Here is a 17296-nt window from a genome sequence, read left to right as displayed (position 1 = left end):
CTATGAAACGAAATTACCTGGCTTTAACCTTGATATTTTTATGCCTTGCTTCATGCGATACTGCTCGAAGTAAATTAGATAAATCTCCATTCGAGATGTTAGCGATGGCAGGCTTAAACCTAGAGACGAAGTACATTGTCATTATTCCTCAAAACGGGTGCCCTAGTTGTATAAAAAAAACTTACAGCTTTATAATGAACCATTCAGAGAGTAGGAAAATCAGCTATGTTTTTACACATTTTGCGACAAAAAAGGAGATAAGAATATATCTGAATTCTATGGGAGTTGTTAATCAAGATAACTTCTATTTTCTTGATAAAAGTCTCGGTGATGAGTTTGGCCTTTCTATGATGTACCCAACACTTTTGGAAAAGACAGAGTCAGGAAAAAATAAAATAACTTTAATGAACTCCGAAGACTACTCTGATTGGACATTACTAGAAGATAATATTTGAAATGATAGCTTCAGCTAAAACATCAGCCGCTGAAGGATTCATTCTGAACCATAATTCTGGTTCTATTAATTCAAGCTCAATCACAGCAAGATCACCATGGTTATCTTTAATAATGTCTACTCTCGCATATTTGGGTTGAGGTGAACAAGCGGCAACAGCTTTTTCCGCAAAGGCCATTTCCTCAGGAGTAGGTTCATAATTGTGAACAGTCCCTCCAAAGTCGTCTTGAACTCGGAAATCACCTGGTTTTGCTATTTTGAGCACGGCATGGGTAAACTGACCGCCCATAACCATCAAAGAAATCTCGCCTTTTTCTACCACATTATTTTGGAAGGGCTGAAGCATCATTGCTTCTACCTCGATCAAAGATTGAAATAGATTTTCGTGCTCGGCTAAGTTGTTCTTATTTAGTTTATACGTGTGCCTAGATGCTCCAGAGATACAAGGCTTTAGAATCATATGATCCCAACCTGTTGCCTGTTGAAGCTCAGATAAAGTGGTTGAATCACCTATTTCGATATATCTCGTTTCAGGAATATTTACTCCTTTTACCTTTAGGTCGCCTAGGTAGTGCTTATCCATATTCCAATTGATCAGAGGGTATGGATTTACCATTTCAGTGATTTTGCTCACTTGAGCCAACCAATTCTTCCATTCTTCATAGCGGTCGAAATAATCCCATGTCGTACGGAATATTATAGCTTTTGTGCTTTCCCAGTCAAATTCTTTATCAGACCAACTCTTTCTGCCTACGCGATACCCTTTTGCTTCCAGCGCTTTGAGTACCAATCCATCTTCCACCAGAATATTTTGAATATACTCTTCAGAGCTTGTGGGGTTAACGTATCGGTCATCGGTGAGCACAATGAAATCGTAGGCTTTACTCATGAGCTTGCACTATTTGGGTTAATAAACGTAAATCCTCGGGCATCGCTTTCATCATAAAAATCAACCTCTAGACCAACAAGGTACATTGTTTGTCTTTTTTCCACATGAATGGTCACCCCTTGAACGGCGTAAGTAATATCACCTTCTTTTGGTTTGTCAAAGCCGAGCATAAAACCCATGCCCGAACAACCAGCACCACCTTTTACACCAATACGAAGACCATAGCCTTCTGGAATGCCTTTATTGTCCATGATGTTTTTCACTTCGGCGATTGCTCGCTCGGTAAGACCTACTGGTTCTATCGTCATAGGGGTAAGAATAATTTCACGTTTTCAGATGTAAACATAATACCTATTGTAGATTCTCACTATTTTCAGACATTAATTGATATAATCAATTGAACAAACAATAGTTTATGGAAACTGCAACAGAGTTTTTGATGATTTTAATCCCTGCCACCTTGGTTATGTATGCCATGTTTCTGGTAGTAAGGAATTTTTTGCAAAAACAGTTCGATCATCGACTGTTAGATTTGAAAATCAAGAATAATGAGACAGTTATTCCCATTCGTTTACAGGCCTATGAACGAATAGCACTACTCTTAGAGCGTATTTCGCCGAATAATATGCTGATCAGATTGAGCGACCCTTCGATGAGTGCCTTTGCTTTTCAACAGTTATTGTTGAAAGAAATTCGAGAAGAGTTTAACCATAATCTCTCACAACAAGTATATATGTCTGAAGAGGTATGGAGTAAAGTAAGGGTTACGGTAAATGATATTGTAACCGCTGTGCAAGATTCTGCTCTGAAAATGGATGAAAGTAAAAGTGCTATAGATCTTGCGGAGGCTATATTTGCCTATATGATTAGTATGGATAGAGATCCTGTGGGAGAAGCCCTGTCTATGGTTAGAAATGAAACACAACACTTATTCTGAATAACGAAATGTCAAAAGAGCCGTCAAGTAGAGAGAAAAAGATTTTTAATAAGTTCAAGGGCAAAGCCGAAAGTATCGTTAGTGATAATGATGCCTTGAGAAAGCTTCTAGTGAAGTTAAAAGCTAAACTCGACGAGTCTAAGGACAATGATTCGCTCAGAACAAAACTTGTTGATTATTTGAAGCTCCTTTCACGCATGATTGGAAATACAATCAATGGAACGTACAAGGATTTACCATGGCAAACTATGGTAATGATGGTAGGAGGACTACTTTATTTTATTGCGCCACTCGATGCACTCCCAGATTTTATTCCGATTGCTGGTCTTGTAGATGATGCCACAATTTTGATTTGGTTGGGGAAATGCTTTAGCGAAGACTTAGATAATTATAAAAGTTGGGAAAATTCGAACCTTTCTGCCTAGATAAAGTGTTTAGTTGTTGTTACAACATTAAACAAAGTCATGTCACATTTAATTAATGCCCAACTAATCGATTCAGCACTCTCTTATAACGAGTATCGCGAATTCTTAGATAACCTTTTACTTGATGGTAAAACGACTGGGGCTAATCAGTCAGAGGCCATGATCAACTACGCACAGTTGAATCAGAAGAGAATGCGTAAATGGGATAAGATTGGGAAATTAAGTCCAGCTATATCTAAATATTTATCAGGTATTGATAGTCCTATGACTTGGTTAGTTATTACCGAAGGTTGGTGTGGAGATGCAGCTCAAAACTTACCGTTCTTTAATAAGATGGCTCAATTGAATTCCAATATTCAATTGAAATTTGTTTTGCGTGACGATAATCTTGAATTGATGGATCAGTTTTTAACAAATGGTGGTAGGTCCATCCCAAAGCTGATCGCTCTAGATGAGTCTTTAAATGTTTTAGGTTCTTGGGGACCAAGACCAGAACCAATGCAAAAAGCATTTTTGGAAAATAAGATAACACAAGAGAGATCGGGGAAGGAATTTACCGAATTCTTGCACTTATGGTACGCCAAAGACAGGGGACATACCCTACAAAATGAATTTTTGGCTATTTTAGATGTATGGAATCAAAAACAGCTATCATTGCCGGCGCAAGCGGGCTGATTGGCAAGTCACTAACTCAAATGTTACTTAACAGCAAGGACTATGGTCAAGTCATTGCGCTAGTGAGAAAGCCACTCGGGATTCAGCATGACCAGCTGCAGGAATTAACCATTGACTTCGATGAATTGTCTACCATGGAAAATTTTCCAAAGGCAGACGATATTTTTTGTGCTTTAGGCACTACTATGAAAAAGGCTGGTTCGAAAGAGGCTTTTTACAAAGTAGACTTTACCTATCCTTATGAATTGGCACAAAGGGCTTTAAAAGAAGGAGCAAGCCGATTTTTCTTAGTGTCGGCTTTAGGATCGAATATAGACTCAAGATATTTTTACAATCGAGTAAAAGGTGAAATCGAACATCAGGTTTCCTTTTTGAGCTATAGAACGATTTATATTTTTAAACCGTCTCTTTTACGTGGAGGAAGGAATGAGAGTCGACCTGGTGAAAAGTTGGCTCAACTTATTACCAGAATTATCCCTTTTATAGGGCCTTGGAAAAAGTACCGTCCTATTAGTGGCGAAAAGGTAGCCGATGCTATGATGAAAGTAGCTAAGCAAGAAGATAAAGGTTGCTATTTCTACCAGTCAGAAATTATGCGAAAAATGTAGAATGATTAAGGCTGCATCACATTGATGCAGCCTTAATATTTTATTTCGATGAAGTTGCTTTTTCGTAGGCTGCTTTACCACCTACAACTGGTATTTCAATCCAACTCCCTTTTAATTCAACCATCAACTTAGTGCCAGGTTCGGGGTGAAGCGTAAACTCGCTGTCACTAGAAAAGATCATTAGGCCAATTTGCTGACCAGCAGGAATTACTTGGTCATCTGGTTGTAACTCGAAAGTCACATCATAGAACTTGCCAGGTGTAAGTGGAGTACTTTTGCTGATCGATTTATGATTCTGAGGGTCGGCCCAACCTCGAGTAATTATGTTGTCGGTAATTTTAGCTTTTTCTTCGCCATTCCATGGAAGAGAAACCATCCAAACGGATAAGTTAACGGCAGATTTATCGCTACCTACTTTTACTTTTATGGTGGAAGTACCAGAAAGGTGAAGCGCTTCTTTCAACACGGGAGAAACGAATAAAAGTCTATTATCCGAATTGTTAGCTTGGGCTAATTCGGCTCCTGAGACATTATAATCATCGGTAATGGTTGCCGTTTGTTTTTTCTTTGTTTTTGTTGTTAGCAGGCTACCTGCTTTTGTACTAATACCTTCGAAGTAGAGTTTAACGCCTTTGGCTGTCGGATTTGGGTAATCTGCATAAGCAGTTGGCTCTGACATTTTATCGTCTTCTCTCACAATCCACGCCTTCGCATCGTTTTCGACTCCATTTTCAATGTTATGCAGGTATCGTGTAAACCATCTGTTCATCATTTTCATAGGTGGCGGTCCGCCATGACCATTCTGATGATAGAAGATTTGAGTGGGTAGGCCTTTTTTCTTGGCGGCTTGAGCAATTCTATTGCTATGCTCTGGCATTACATTCCAATCATTAAAACCATGTGACATTAATAAGGCTGCCTTCATCGGTTTCATGTCGTTCAAGTAATCACGACCTGCCCAAAAGTCATTATAATCTCCTGTGATTCGGTCTAGATTGTTGGCCATTTCAGTATCGCGAACTGTTTTGTTGTTGTACGGCCTTTTGTCTTCAGCACCACTATGTATATAGTCGTATAATACATCAATATCTTCTCCTAAATAACCTCCAGGGCTCCGTACTAAACCATTCGATCTATAGTAGTGATAATATGATGTATTTGGAGCAATAGGAATGATTGCTTTCAGTCCGTCAACACCGGTTGTTGCGGCAGCAAGTGGTATAGTGCCATTGTAAGAAGTACCCGTCATTCCAATGTTGCCTGTAGACCATGTGGCCATTACTTTTTCATCTCCATCGGGAGAAGTATAGCCATTATCTTTACCAGAAAGCCATTCAATAACCGCTTTAGGTGCCAAAGATTCATTATCACCACCTACGGTTGGCGATCCTTGAGAAAGGCCTGTCCCGGGAGAAGAAGAATGAACAACGATATAGCCTCTAGGTACCCAGGTACGAATTTGTGAATTCGAGATAATAGGTCTTTTGCCTCTACGTTTTACTTCCACATGCACTCTTGGAGGGGGGGTAGCACCAATTTCATGCTTTACGTTCCAGAAAAGGCCATCTACGGTTCCTGCTGTACCGGCATAGTATGGGCTAGATTCATAAACTACAGGTAATTTTAAGCCCTCGGTATCGGTTTGTTTAGGTCGAGTGACGTCAACGTGCATTCGATCTAACTTGCCATCGCCGTCAGTATCAAATTCAGTTTCTACCCATAAATCATGACGAATCCAATCTTCTGGATTTTTAAAACCGTCGACAATTTGGGCTTCTCCATCTTTAAACACTGGCTTGGTTTGGCCAATTACGGCCTGACTTATTGTTAACAAACAAATGAGAATTACGGCTGGTTTTTTCAGCCAAGAAAGACTTTCCATAAGTAATAGTTTATATAGATCGAAAATACGAATTAATCGCATGTTCTGCTTTATTGAAATTTAATGTTCTTTTTTCGCCAGAAACTAGAATTCAAAGCTAAAAACACCATGAGTGTATAACTAAGAACCGCCAACACTATGGTAGGAGAAGCGAATTCAGGGTACCAACTTTGCCATAAATCCCAGAAAAACCCAGGATCTGGAATGTTCCTGTATAACATCATGAGTGGTGCTGAAAGCAGGCCTAGTATAAGAATTTGCTTTGATTTTAAATCTCTTAATTCAAAGGCTATCCAAGTGAATATAAATGGGAAACCGAGGTAAATAATGCGTGTCATATCTCCTCCGGCCAAAAGACCAAAGCCTAAATAAGTGAGTGTAAATAATATCAAAAGATTTCTTGTGTTATCATACCTATAGCTTATACCAAACCTTTTAATAGATAAGAAAATAGCAGGACCAAAAGCCATGCTAATCGCACCGAGCCATCTTATAATTTCAAAGGGATTAAGAAGCGCTTCTTTTGCGTGATAGGCCAGCATAAGTAGTGAATTTCTTGTGCCTTCAGAGGGGGTGAATTGCGCGTTGACCAATGAGTTTACCATGATTGATAACGTAAGCCCTGCGGCAATAAACGAAATGTCATAAAACCCTTCTTCAGTCTTTCTATTATGCCAAATGGCATAAAGTAGCAATACAATCATTAGCGGAATGAAGGATTCTTTTTGAATGGTGGCTAATGGAGCCAGCCAGGTTAGATGCACGAACTTTCTTTTTAATACTATCAATAGTAAAAGTGCCTGAAAGAAGTAGATGGGTACATCTACAGTGATTGGGTCGAAAGCATTTAATCGAATGATACCTGTCCAGTGTAACAATAGCCAAGTAAACCCAGCAATAAACCATTTTAGCTCAAACCCTAGTTTACGCCAAAGCAGAAAAATAGCCCAAACGGATAAGAGCGTAAATACAAGGTTTATGTATTGAAAGTCCTTCAAAATACCCCCTGAATTGATCAGGCTGGCTAGAAAAGGAACTAAAACACGTTGACTGAAAGGGTGACTGACAAAGACATTTTCGGTGTTGGTACTGCTATCAAAAAGTAGATAAAACTGTTCATAGTCATTCCCGTCAAATTGAGGGGCAAAATCATAGCTGATAGGCTTCTGGATTGCTTGGTATCCATAAAAGGATATCAGCGTAAAGGTTAAAAAAATGAAAAGCCAATAGCGTTTAATCCGCATGGAGTGAAAATATGCATTTCGTAACTATTATTCATAGTAAAGAAAATATGAATAGCATATTTGACGGTAAATTTGAATCATAAAATAATTATCAAGTTTTTTGTACCACTATGATTGCTGTTATTCAAAGGGTTACGGAGGCATCTGTAACCATAGAAAAGAAAGTGAAATCTGCTATTGGGGTGGGTTTTATGCTATTGATCGGTATTGTAGAAGAAGATCAGCAAGAAGACATAGAATGGCTGAGTCGTAAAGTGGTCAATATGCGCCTATTTCCAGATGATGCTGGTGTGATGAATAAGAGTTTATTAGATATTGATGGTGAGGTTCTTGTCATAAGTCAGTTTACCTTGCATGCCAGTACAAAAAAAGGAAACCGACCTTCATATATAAAGGCGGCGAAGCCTGAGATTGCTGTACCTTTGTATGAGGCATTTAAGGAACAAATTAGCCTTGACCTAGGTAAGCCAATTGGAAGTGGGGAGTTTGGTGCTGATATGAAAGTATCGCTAGTAAACGATGGCCCAGTGACGATTTTGATAGATACAAAAGATAAGAAGTAATGAGCGGAGATATTCAGAGTTTAAAGGCTGTTCAAGAAGAAGTAGACCAATGGATAAAGACCGTGGGTGTTCGCTATTTTAACGAATTGACTAACATGGCGCAGTTGACAGAAGAAGTTGGCGAAGTTGCCCGTATTATTGCTAGGAGGTATGGAGAGCAATCTGAAAAGGAATCAGATAAGAGTAAAGATTTAGGAGAAGAATTAGCTGATGTAATGTTTGTCGTTGTATGTTTGGCAAACCAAACAGGAGTTGATTTACAAGAGGTTTGGGATGCTCGAATGGCCAAAAAAACGGATCGAGATAAGGATAGGCATAAGAATAATGAAAAATTACATTAAAACAGACAGGATGAGAAGGAGTATAAAACTTGTGATCGCGTTGTTGATGATTACATCAATAGCATTTGCTCAGAAGCCAACAGGTTATAGTCTTAAGGTGGGAGATAATTTTTCTTTAACAAGGGTAACGGATATTGCTACAACACAACAGGTGAGTGGACAGTCTACCGAAATATCTGAAGTGACCACGATAGAGGAGCTTTTGGAGGTAACCAGTATAGCTAATAATATTATTACGATAAAAGCGACCCCACTTCGCAGAAAACTAGGAGTTACTGCGCCGATGATGTCTCAGGAGATGGATTCTGATAGGCCTGGTGAGCAGAATTTACCCTTTAAGCTTTTAGTAGGGGAGTCTTACAGTTTTACCATGGATAAAACGGGTACAATTCTTCAGATAAAAGACATCGATAAAATGCGTGCTTCCATACGTAAGAAGTTTTCCGCCACTAGGTTTGCAGAAGCTGCCGATGATTTATTGAGCGTTTTTAGTCAGGAGGCTATAAAAAGGGAACTAGAAGCACAATTTAATATCTATGACGTAAGTGCGGGAAATACTTGGACTAAAAGAATGAAGACAGTTTCGGCTGAGATACCAACTGACCTGAACAATAATTATCGTTGGGGAAATGCTAATACCATACTAGTCAATGCGAGCCTTGCCGTGAATGGCGCAACTGTGATTTCTGGTATGAATATGAATTTTAATATGACGGGTGATCAGCAGTCAACGATTAATGTGGATCAGCAAAATGGTTTCCCAAATAAAATCGAAACGGTTCAGACGCTTAAGGGCAATATGGAAGTTCAAAACACGAATGTTCCCACAACCATTGTTACCAAAGTGACCTCTACCTTTGTGAAGAAATAAAATCTGCCAAAATATTGAATCGATTGGTTCAAAAATGCGTTCATTCTAGGTAAAACAAAGCCTATTACTTAATAAACGCATCACAAATGATTGTCCTTCAGGTACTCGGGTGGATTGTCGCTTCATTCATTTTATTGAACGTTGTGCTCTATTTTGTGGAACCGAGCCTTATTGCCATAAGTTTTTCTCTTGTTCTAAGACTATTTTTTAAAAACCCTCCGATTGTTAATGTCGATGAGCATTTCAAAGGGCACCAATTACTAAAGGATAATTGGGAGGTGATTAGGGGTGAACTGGTAGATGTTTTAAAAGACGAATCTAGCATCCCGAAATTCCATGAAGTAGACAAAATTCAGCGTTTCATTGCCGATGGTGATAAAGCAGCTTGGAGAATTTTCATGTTTATGGGATATAACAATTGGCAAGAGGCCAATTGTGCTCGTGCACCTAAAACAACAGCCCTTTTAAAGCAATTGCCGGACATTACAACGGCTATGTTTTCCATATTAAGTCCTTACAAACATATACCACCGCATAGTGGGTTTTACAAAGGGGTATATCGCTATCATCTGGCACTAATTATACCTAAAAACGGTGAATGCTATATTGTGAATGGGGGAGAGCGATATGATTGGAAGGAAGGGGAGGATATTCTGTTTGATGATACTTATAAGCACGCTGTATGGAACAAGACTGACGAAACCAGAGTGGTACTTTTTTGTGATGTTTTTAGGACTGATTTACCAAAATTCTTCCAACCAATAAATCGATGGGTTTATGGGCTGAGAGAAAGAAGTGGTCGATTGAAAAAGGTGCTTAAAAATGCTGAGGTTCAGGTAGACCTTAGGCCAGAAGAAGGTTAAACCACTAGTTTTCCTTCGACTAATCTAGGAACCACATCAAATTCATCTGTTCTAGAACAATAGTCGATGTCTTTCATAATTCCGAAATTAGAAAGGCGTTTTGCATGATTACTTCGACTGATGTAATAATGTAAATCGGATTGCATGGCTTCATACAAATAGAAAGCTGAGGTTACAGCATCTGATTCAAATTCAGCTTGTTTTTTCACGCCATCGCAAAGCGCTCCAGCGAAAAGGCTGTCTTCTAAATTGTATTTGCCTTTCCAGCCTGCACAGAACAATAAAATGTCTCGATTTTGGGCCAATAAGTATTTAGTGGTTGCCGATAAATTCAGAAAAGCACCGATTATAACATCAGGTGCGTCTTTTGATAAATCGATGGCGCGTGTGCCATTAGTAGTTGTGGCAGCTATTGCTTTATCTTTCAATTCAGGCAGCATATAGTCAAAAGGAGAATTGCCAATCTGGAATTGCGGTAATTTCTCGCCATTGCGTTCGCCGGCCATTACATAGCCTTCTTTTCCGAGTGCCTCACATGCCTCAACCGTAGCAACAGGCGTAATACTTTGCACCCCAGAACCTAGCCCTGCAACCATACAAGATGTTGCTCTCAGCACATCAATAATCACAACGCATTTATCCGATACATCAAATTGATGGATCAGTTCAGGTGTGTAACAAACGTCAATTTTCATTTAGTCTTTTTTGTAGAAAGGCAATTTTACTACCTCGGCTTTGAGCGTTCTTTTTCTTACAGCAACAAATATTTCTGTCCCTGATTTGCTATTTTCTTTAGTCACATAGCCCAAGCCAACGCCATAGCCTAAACATGGAGACATGGTTCCAGAGGTAACTTCTCCTATCACATTGCCATCCACATCTAGTAGCTCGTAATGACTTCTAGGAATGCCTTTATCGATCATTTTAAAGGCTACTAATTTAGTTTTCACACCAGCTTCTTTCTCTTCTTGAAGCGCTTTAGAATTTGTGAATTCTTTGGTGAACTTAGTTACCCAACCTAGGCCAGCAGCCAGAGGGGAGGTTTCATCTGTAATGTCATTTCCGTAAAGGCAATAACCCATTTCTAATCGAAGAGTGTCGCGTGCACCTAAACCAATTGGTTTGATGTCTAGGTCTTTTCCAGCTTCAAAAATCTGATTCCAGACAGCTGCTGCATGGTCATTGTGTAAGTAGAGTTCGAATCCTCCAGCGCCAGTATAGCCAGTAGCCGAAATAATGACGTGAGGGACTCCTGCAAATGGACCGACCACAAAATTGTAATATTTTATTTCGGAAAGGTTAACATCAGTAAGTGATTGGAGCGCTTCGATAGCTTTAGGGCCTTGTACTGCAAAAAGGGAATAATTGTCAGAAACATTGACCATTTTAACACCTTTGGTGTTGAATTTTGTCACCCAATTCCAATCCTTTTCAATATTGGAAGCATTCACAACGAGCATATACTTTTCAGCATCGAATCGATAAACTAAAAGATCGTCGACTACACCACCTGTTTCATTCGGGAAATAGGAATATTGTGCCTGGCCATCAACGAGTTTGGAAGCATCATTACTGGTTACCCTTTGAATCAAATCTAGGGCGTCAGGTCCTTCAAGAACAAACTCACCCATGTGTGAAACATCAAAAACACCTACACCATTTCTAACGGTATTGTGCTCCTCTATATCTGAAGAATATCTTACTGGCATATTATAGCCAGCAAAAGGAGTCATTTTGGCCCCTAGGCCTTCATGAAGGTCGTTTAATGCTACTTTTTTGATTTCCATATTTCCATAAGTTTTCCGCTGACAAAAGTAACTATAGCGCTCAATAAAAATGCGCTATGCAAGAAAAAATTGGCGAAGTCAAATGATCAACTATATTATTAGTTGTATAATTATCAAATTTGAGCAACCTTTGAATCACTTTTCACATCTTATATACTAACAACTCAAATCAAAACGGTCAGATCATGTTTAAGAATTTTTTTAAAGTCACGGTAAGAAGCTTATTGAAGAGTAAGTTTTTTGTCCTTGTTAATATTATTGGGCTCGGTTTAGCCCTTTCTTGTTGTATTGTCGCTTTTCTCAATTACGATTTTGCAACAACTTTTGACAAGCAACACGAAAACTATGATGAACTCTATGCCATTTCTGTTTACAGAGATCAGGCGGGGGCAAACATTCCTTTCTCTATGGTGCCAATGCCATTGGGTCCGAATCTAAAAAATGAAATCCCCGGACTAAAAGGTGTTTCTAGATTTGAAAGGGGAGGCATTACAATCAAGAAAGATCAGAATGTATTCAATAGACAAATGGCCTTTGTGGATCATGATTTTATGGATATGTTCTCTTTTAAAGTGTTACACGGGGATAAGAATGCTTATAAAGAGCTTTCAACTGTTCTCATATCATCTCAAACTGCTATTTCTCTTTTTGGTAAGGAAAATGCCGTTGGGGAAAATTTAGAGGTAGTTGTAAATGATGCACCAAATATTTTTTTAAAAGTAGGTGGTGTTTTTCAAGATGTAGGTCAGAAAAGCACCTTCCAGTTTCAGTTGCTTTCGGAATTTGAAAACTTTCATAGGTTTTTCAGTGTGGAAAAAGGCGACTGGGGCCGCTTTGTAGATGGTGTTTTTATCCAAACGACAGATGAGAAGGTAATGGAAACGGCACCTGCTTTAATTAAGAAATATGCTGCTGTTCAAAGTGAGGTTAGAAAAGATTTTCAAGTCAGTGGATTTTGGCTTCAGAATATGGAGGACCTTCCTTTCAATCAACGCGATCTTAATGGTTCTAGTTTAGGTAATTCTGCACTTCATCCGGCACACATTATGGCTCCAGGTATTATGGCCATTTTAATTCTATTGTTGGCATGTTTTAACTTTACGAATACGGCGATTGCCATGTCCAATAAGAGACTTAAAGAAATAGGTATTCGTAAGACTGTTGGAGGTAGCAGAGCGCAGCTTGTTTTCCAATTCTTAGGAGAAAACTTACTTCTTTGTCTTCTGTCGTTAGGCCTCGGTCTACTTTTTTCTATGTGGTTGGTACCTCAGTATAGCAACATGTGGCCAAACATGGATATACTTTTGAGTCTTCAAGAAAACCCAGGTTTAGTCTTGTTCTTAACAGGCGTATTATTGTCTACTGCATTATTGGCAGGTGGATATCCAGCATTATTTGTTAGTAGGTTTAGACCCGTGTCAATTTTGCGTGGTACCCTGCGCGTAGGTAGTTCTAGTATTCTTTCTAAAGTGCTTTTGGGTTTTCAGTTTATGATTTCGGTGCTAGCATTGATTTGTGGCTTTGCCTTTTTACAGAACTCATCTTACCAGAAAAAAATAGATCAGGGTTATGATAAGGAAAGCATGATAGTGGTTCCACTGAATTCATCCCTTGAAGCTGAGAGATTTAAAGCTGCCATATTAGAAAATCCGGCAATTGACGAAGTGGCGCTGACTAGACATCATGTCGGTTGGGGAGCGAATGGTGCTTCTATCAAAAGCTCTGATCAGGAGTATGAAGTATCTATAATGGATATAGGACTAAATTATGCAGAGGTTGCAGGACTTTCAGTTATTGAGGGGAGGGGTTTTACAGCCCAAAATCAACAAATGGATTTTGGGGGTAACATATTGATAAATGAGAAAATGGCTGCTCAATACGGCTGGAGCGATGCAATTGGTCAACAAGTGACGCTTTATGATACCATCCGATACAATGTAGTGGGTATGGTTCAAGATTTCTTCATTTTTGGTCTTTGGGAAGAACTCGATCCACTGATGATGCGATTGAGGGATGATAGTGAATTGAGCCGATTGGTAGTGCGTGTAGATCCTGACGAGATTCAAGAGGTGAAATCCTACATGGAAGAGAAATGGGGCGACTTGATTCCAGATAGACCTTCCAACGTTCTAATTCACGAACAAGATGTACTAGGAGAGGCACGTACTGTGAATGATAATATTGTGGCAATATTTCTTTTCCTAGCCGTAATTGCGGTTGTATTGTCAGCGATTGGATTGTTTACGCTTGTTTCAATAAATATTCTAAGCAGAACCAAGGAGATCGGTATTCGTAAGGTCTTAGGTGCATCTGTTCTTAAAATTGGTACGATTATCAACAGACCATTTCTAATAATTGTTGCGATAGCATCGGTGTTAGGGGCGATAGCCGCCTACTTGCTTACAGGCGTGCTGATGGATAGTATTTGGAAGTATCATATGGATTTGAACTTCGTAAGCTTCTTTATACCAATATTTGGCATGCTCCTTATTTCTCTGCTCTCTATTTCAGGAAAGGTTACCAAAGCAGCGAAAAGAAATCCAGTGGAATCGCTGCGATATGAATAGTAAGAATTTATAATTTAAAGAGCCGGTTAACAACTGGCTCTTTTTATTGTAACCTATTTTATCCAAAGAGAGTCTGTATTAGGTAATCACTTACATAAAATGAAATTATGAAAAGAAATCAGCTCAAAATTCTCGCTATTGTTCTTGTGGCCGCTACTAGCTTAGCATTTACCTTAAAACCAGTAGAAGATGCTGCTGCTAAGGAAGAAATTCAAGAACTGATCCTGAAGTCATACGTTAATGGTGCTTTTAATGGGCTTGATGCTGACGCTATGAGGAAGGGTTTTCATGAAGATTTTGCGATATACTCACCAAAAGGCGAGGCGATCAGCAAATACCCAATCAAAGTTTGGGCAGATGGTGTAGCAAAAAGAAAAGCTAATAATTACAATGCGGCCGATCCGAAGAATAAATGGGATCATAATTTTGCTTCGGTTGATGTGACCGGTAATGCTGCTCAGGTGAAGATCGAATTGCACAATCAGGGCAAACACGTTTATACTGATTACTTGAGCCTTCTAAAATTTGAAAGCGGTTGGAGAATCGTGGCAAAAGTTTATCATCAGCACTAGTACTTGACTTTCAGGATTTTAAAGGATTGATAGTAGGTCTAAAAGAGTTCCGTTTGCTCAGGCAGCAGGCGGAATGACTTTCTATGAAGGGGCGTAACGCCAAGCTTTTTTATGGCTTCTCTATGCTTTTTAGTCGGGTAACCCGCATTGGTCTCCCATCCATAACCCGGATATTGTTCAGCGGCCGCAGTCATTAAACGATCACGATGAGTTTTGGCGAGAATAGAGGCTGCAGCTATCGACATGTACTTTCCATCCCCTTTGATAATACATTCGTGCGGAATGGAGGCATATGGCTTAAATCTGTTGCCATCGATCAAAAGCAGTTCTGGCTTTATTTTTAATCGATCTACTGCACGATGCATCGCCAAAAAAGAAGCATTTAGAATATTGATTTCATCTATTTCGGTTTCACTTACTTCAACGACTTCATAGGCAATTGCATCTCTTTTAACTTGAATTTCTAGGTTCTCAAGCACTTTTTTTGTCAACTTTTTGGAATCGTTTAAGTCTGGGTTCTTATAATCGGCCGGCATAATTACGGCAGCAGCTACCACGGGTCCGGCCAATGGGCCTCTTCCAGCTTCATCGCAACCAGCCTCTATTTTTCCAGATCCAAAACTTGACTTTAACATAAGCAGGATAAACTTAGATACTTAAGCGTAGAACTTGAAACCTTTCCATAATTTTGCGCCATGTCTGATCAAAAAAATCCTTGGAAAACTTTAAGCGGTGAATTGATTTATGAAAATGAATGGATTAGCCTGAATGAATATCAAGTGATTAATCCATCTGGAGGTAAGGGAATTTATGGTAAAGTGTCTTTTAAAGGTCGTGCTGTAGGAATTTTACCTATAGATGAGCATATGAATACATGGTTGGTAGGACAGTATAGGTATACTCTGAACGAGTATAGTTGGGAAATGCCAATGGGGGCTGTGCCGAAAGAAGAAACCTACGAACAAGGGGCTTTAAGAGAGCTTAAAGAAGAGACGGGCTTGGTGGCCGCTAAACTTGACTTTTTATGTAAAATACATACATCAAATTCGGTTACGGATGAAGAGGGACATGTTTATGTGGCCAAAGATTTGATTCAGGAAACACCAAATTTTGATGATACAGAAGACATTGCAATTAAGAAATTACCTTTTACAGAAGCCTTAGAATGGGTTTTGGAAGGAAAAATTACTGATAGCTTAACTGTAGCTGGAATTTTAAAGTATGCTCGAGAAGTTGGGCTCTAGAAATGGAATTATTACCCTATAAAACTCACCTGAATAAAACCCTTAAACTGGCATACCCTGTTATGCTGAGCCAATTGGGACATATCATGGTGGGTATTGTGGATAGTATAATGGTGGGGCAAATTGGTTCCTCTGCGCTGGCTGCTTCTGCATTTGCCAATAATTTTCTGGGGGTTTTTCTCATGTTTGGCATTGGAGTTTCTTATGGAATCACGCCATTGGTGGCTCAAGCGGATGGGCAGTCAGATTCAGGTAAAATAACACGACTTTTAAGGCATAGCATCATCCTTTGCAGTGGCGTGGGGATTTTTCTATTTATGATGCTCTTCGGGGTGTCTAACTTCTTTCCTTTTATGAGCCAACCTAATGAAGTGGTTACCCTCGGCACACCATATTTCATCATTATTTCTTCGTCTCTAATTCCTTTAATGATATTCCAGAATTTTCGTCAATTTTCGGAAGGACTGTCAATTACCAAGCCGACAATGTATATCACCATCATTGCTAATTTGGTTAATGTGCTTTTGAACTACTTCTTGATTTACGGAAAGTTCGGGTTTCCGGAAATGGGATTGAATGGCGCTGGTTGGGCTACACTTGTTTCCAGGGTAATGATGGCTATCGGCTTAGGTGTTTTCGTATATAGATACAGTCATTTCAAGGCCTATCGTACTGCTTTTAATTTATCGAAGGTAAAGGCAAATCTATTCAAGCCTATTTTAAAATTAGGGGTACCAAGCGGTATTCAATTTGTTTTTGAAGTTGGTGCCTTTGCCATGGCTGCCATTATGATGGGGTGGTTAGGCACCAAACCATTGGCTGCACATCAGATTGCGATTAGCCTTGTTTCTTTGAGTTATATGATGGCTACGGGAATTGCCGCTGCATCTACGGTACGAGTTGGTAATCAGATTGGTGCACGCGATGGTCATAACTTACAACGTGTTGGAAACACTAGCTTTTTAATGTCGTTGGTTTTTATGGCATGTTGTGCATTGTTCTTTATACTGTTTAGTAATTTCTTTCCAACGCTCTATGTGGAAGACCTTGAGGTAATAAAGATCGCTGGTACGCTTATCGTCATAGCGGGATTTTTCCAGCTATCCGATGGTGTACAAGTTGTGGGTTTAGGTGCTTTAAGAGGAATGTCCGACGTGAAAGTACCTACGGTAATTACTTTAATTGCTTATTGGGGAATTGCCATCCCAGCGAGTTATTGTTTGGGTTTTTTACTCGATTTAGGACCTGAAGGAATATGGTATGGTTTGCTTATTGGATTAACAATAGCAGCAGTCGCCTTGTTCTTTAGGTTTAAGCGACTTGCCAAAAGCAAAGCGCTCAACTTTATGAAATAAATGAACTATTCAATGCAAC

20 protein-coding genes are annotated in these 17296 nt (G+C 39.3%); 13 read left to right on the top strand and 7 right to left on the bottom strand.

Annotated elements, in window-relative coordinates; genetic code table 11:
- Window positions 1–2: 2 nt before the first annotated feature.
- Window positions 3–455, top strand: a complete 453-nt coding sequence (locus JXQ92_RS01430) for a hypothetical protein (protein WP_421984800.1) — start codon at window positions 3–5, stop codon at window positions 453–455.
- On the opposite strand, the gene JXQ92_RS01425 is transcribed toward JXQ92_RS01430, so the two are convergent.
- Window positions 438–1343 carry an ATP-grasp domain-containing protein gene (locus tag JXQ92_RS01425; protein WP_421984799.1) on the bottom strand — a complete coding sequence of 302 codons (906 nt, stop codon included), beginning with the start codon at window positions 1341–1343 and terminating at the stop codon, window positions 438–440. The genes JXQ92_RS01430 and JXQ92_RS01425 overlap by 18 nt on opposite strands.
- Complete coding sequence (locus JXQ92_RS01420) at window positions 1340–1651, bottom strand: HesB/IscA family protein (protein WP_421984798.1); 312 nt, start codon at window positions 1649–1651, stop codon at window positions 1340–1342. Before JXQ92_RS01420 ends, JXQ92_RS01425 begins: the two co-directional genes overlap by 4 nt.
- Before the next feature lie 107 nt (window positions 1652–1758).
- On the opposite strand from JXQ92_RS01420, the gene JXQ92_RS01415 reads away from it, so the two are divergent.
- Genes JXQ92_RS01415 through JXQ92_RS01400 form a run of 4 tightly spaced genes read left to right on the top strand, consistent with a single transcriptional unit; the run spans window position 1759 to window position 3988 of the window.
- Entirely contained in the window at window positions 1759–2280 is a 522-nt protein-coding gene (locus tag JXQ92_RS01415; protein WP_421984797.1) for a hypothetical protein, read from the top strand.
- An 8-nt stretch (window positions 2281–2288) separates the two neighbouring features.
- On the top strand, window positions 2289–2705 hold the full coding sequence (locus JXQ92_RS01410; protein ID WP_421984796.1) for a YkvA family protein: 417 nt from the start codon (window positions 2289–2291) through the stop codon (window positions 2703–2705).
- 39 nt (window positions 2706–2744) lie between these two features.
- Complete coding sequence (locus JXQ92_RS01405; protein ID WP_421984795.1) at window positions 2745–3380, top strand: thioredoxin family protein; 636 nt, start codon at window positions 2745–2747, stop codon at window positions 3378–3380.
- Entirely contained in the window at window positions 3338–3988 is a 651-nt protein-coding gene (locus JXQ92_RS01400; protein WP_421984794.1) for an NAD(P)H-binding protein, read from the top strand. The genes JXQ92_RS01405 and JXQ92_RS01400 overlap by 43 nt, the downstream gene beginning before the upstream one ends.
- Window positions 3989–4028: 40 nt before the next feature.
- Here JXQ92_RS01400 and JXQ92_RS01395 read toward each other — a convergent pair whose 3' ends face one another.
- Window positions 4029–5870, bottom strand: coding sequence for a Xaa-Pro dipeptidyl-peptidase (locus JXQ92_RS01395; RefSeq protein WP_421984793.1), 1842 nt, complete (start codon window positions 5868–5870; stop codon window positions 4029–4031).
- A 50-nt stretch (window positions 5871–5920) separates the two neighbouring features.
- Window positions 5921–7114 carry a hypothetical protein gene (locus JXQ92_RS01390; protein WP_421984792.1) on the bottom strand — a complete coding sequence of 398 codons (1194 nt, stop codon included), beginning with the start codon at window positions 7112–7114 and terminating at the stop codon, window positions 5921–5923.
- Window positions 7115–7224: 110 nt separating this feature from the next.
- Here JXQ92_RS01390 and dtd point away from each other — a divergent pair, with 110 nt between their 5' ends.
- The 4 genes from dtd (at window position 7225) to JXQ92_RS01370 (ending at window position 9752) form a co-directional block, all read left to right on the top strand.
- The gene (dtd, locus tag JXQ92_RS01385) at window positions 7225–7677 is read left to right on the top strand and encodes a D-aminoacyl-tRNA deacylase (protein ID WP_421984791.1); all 453 of its coding nucleotides are present in this window, start codon (window positions 7225–7227) and stop codon (window positions 7675–7677) included.
- Window positions 7677–8018: a nucleotide pyrophosphohydrolase gene (locus JXQ92_RS01380; RefSeq protein WP_421984790.1), complete on the top strand. Its 342-nt coding sequence runs from the start codon at window positions 7677–7679 to the stop codon at window positions 8016–8018. The genes dtd and JXQ92_RS01380 overlap by 1 nt, the downstream gene beginning before the upstream one ends.
- Window positions 8019–8028: 10 nt before the next feature.
- The gene (locus JXQ92_RS01375; protein ID WP_421984789.1) at window positions 8029–8889 is read left to right on the top strand and encodes a DUF6263 family protein; all 861 of its coding nucleotides are present in this window, start codon (window positions 8029–8031) and stop codon (window positions 8887–8889) included.
- Window positions 8890–8975: 86 nt separating this feature from the next.
- Window positions 8976–9752, top strand: coding sequence for an aspartyl/asparaginyl beta-hydroxylase domain-containing protein (locus tag JXQ92_RS01370; RefSeq protein WP_421984788.1), 777 nt, complete (start codon window positions 8976–8978; stop codon window positions 9750–9752).
- Here the strand turns inward: JXQ92_RS01370 and JXQ92_RS01365 are convergent.
- Together JXQ92_RS01365 and gcvT are read right to left on the bottom strand one after the other, a co-directional pair.
- Window positions 9749–10447 carry a 2-phosphosulfolactate phosphatase gene (locus JXQ92_RS01365; protein WP_421984787.1) on the bottom strand — a complete coding sequence of 233 codons (699 nt, stop codon included), beginning with the start codon at window positions 10445–10447 and terminating at the stop codon, window positions 9749–9751. The genes JXQ92_RS01370 and JXQ92_RS01365 overlap by 4 nt on opposite strands.
- The gene (gene gcvT / locus JXQ92_RS01360; RefSeq protein ID WP_421984786.1) at window positions 10448–11539 is read right to left on the bottom strand and encodes a glycine cleavage system aminomethyltransferase GcvT; all 1092 of its coding nucleotides are present in this window, start codon (window positions 11537–11539) and stop codon (window positions 10448–10450) included. It abuts the gene before it with no gap.
- Window positions 11540–11724: 185 nt separating this feature from the next.
- Between gcvT and JXQ92_RS01355 the strand changes: the two genes are divergently transcribed.
- A complete protein-coding gene (locus tag JXQ92_RS01355) occupies window positions 11725–14106 on the top strand; it encodes an ABC transporter permease (RefSeq protein WP_421984785.1) in 2382 nt (793 codons plus the stop codon).
- 107 nt (window positions 14107–14213) lie between these two features.
- Entirely contained in the window at window positions 14214–14678 is a 465-nt protein-coding gene (locus JXQ92_RS01350; RefSeq protein WP_421984784.1) for a nuclear transport factor 2 family protein, read from the top strand.
- Window positions 14679–14716: 38 nt separating this feature from the next.
- Here JXQ92_RS01350 and JXQ92_RS01345 read toward each other — a convergent pair whose 3' ends face one another.
- A complete protein-coding gene (locus tag JXQ92_RS01345) occupies window positions 14717–15313 on the bottom strand; it encodes a ribonuclease HII (protein WP_421984783.1) in 597 nt (198 codons plus the stop codon).
- 60 nt (window positions 15314–15373) lie between these two features.
- Between JXQ92_RS01345 and JXQ92_RS01340 the strand changes: the two genes are divergently transcribed.
- Together JXQ92_RS01340 and JXQ92_RS01335 are read left to right on the top strand one after the other, a co-directional pair.
- Window positions 15374–15922 (top strand): NUDIX domain-containing protein, encoded by a 549-nt coding sequence (locus tag JXQ92_RS01340; RefSeq protein ID WP_421984782.1) that lies wholly within the window; start codon window positions 15374–15376, stop codon window positions 15920–15922.
- 2 nt (window positions 15923–15924) lie between these two features.
- Complete coding sequence (locus tag JXQ92_RS01335) at window positions 15925–17277, top strand: MATE family efflux transporter (RefSeq protein ID WP_421984781.1); 1353 nt, start codon at window positions 15925–15927, stop codon at window positions 17275–17277.
- Window positions 17278–17296 lie beyond the last annotated feature (19 nt).

The organism is Roseivirga sp. (assembly GCF_049099775.1).
GTDB lineage: Bacteria > Bacteroidota > Bacteroidia > Cytophagales > Cyclobacteriaceae > Roseivirga.
The sequence above is the reverse complement of the archived record's forward strand: the minus strand, read 5'-3'. Positions and strand labels throughout refer to the sequence as shown.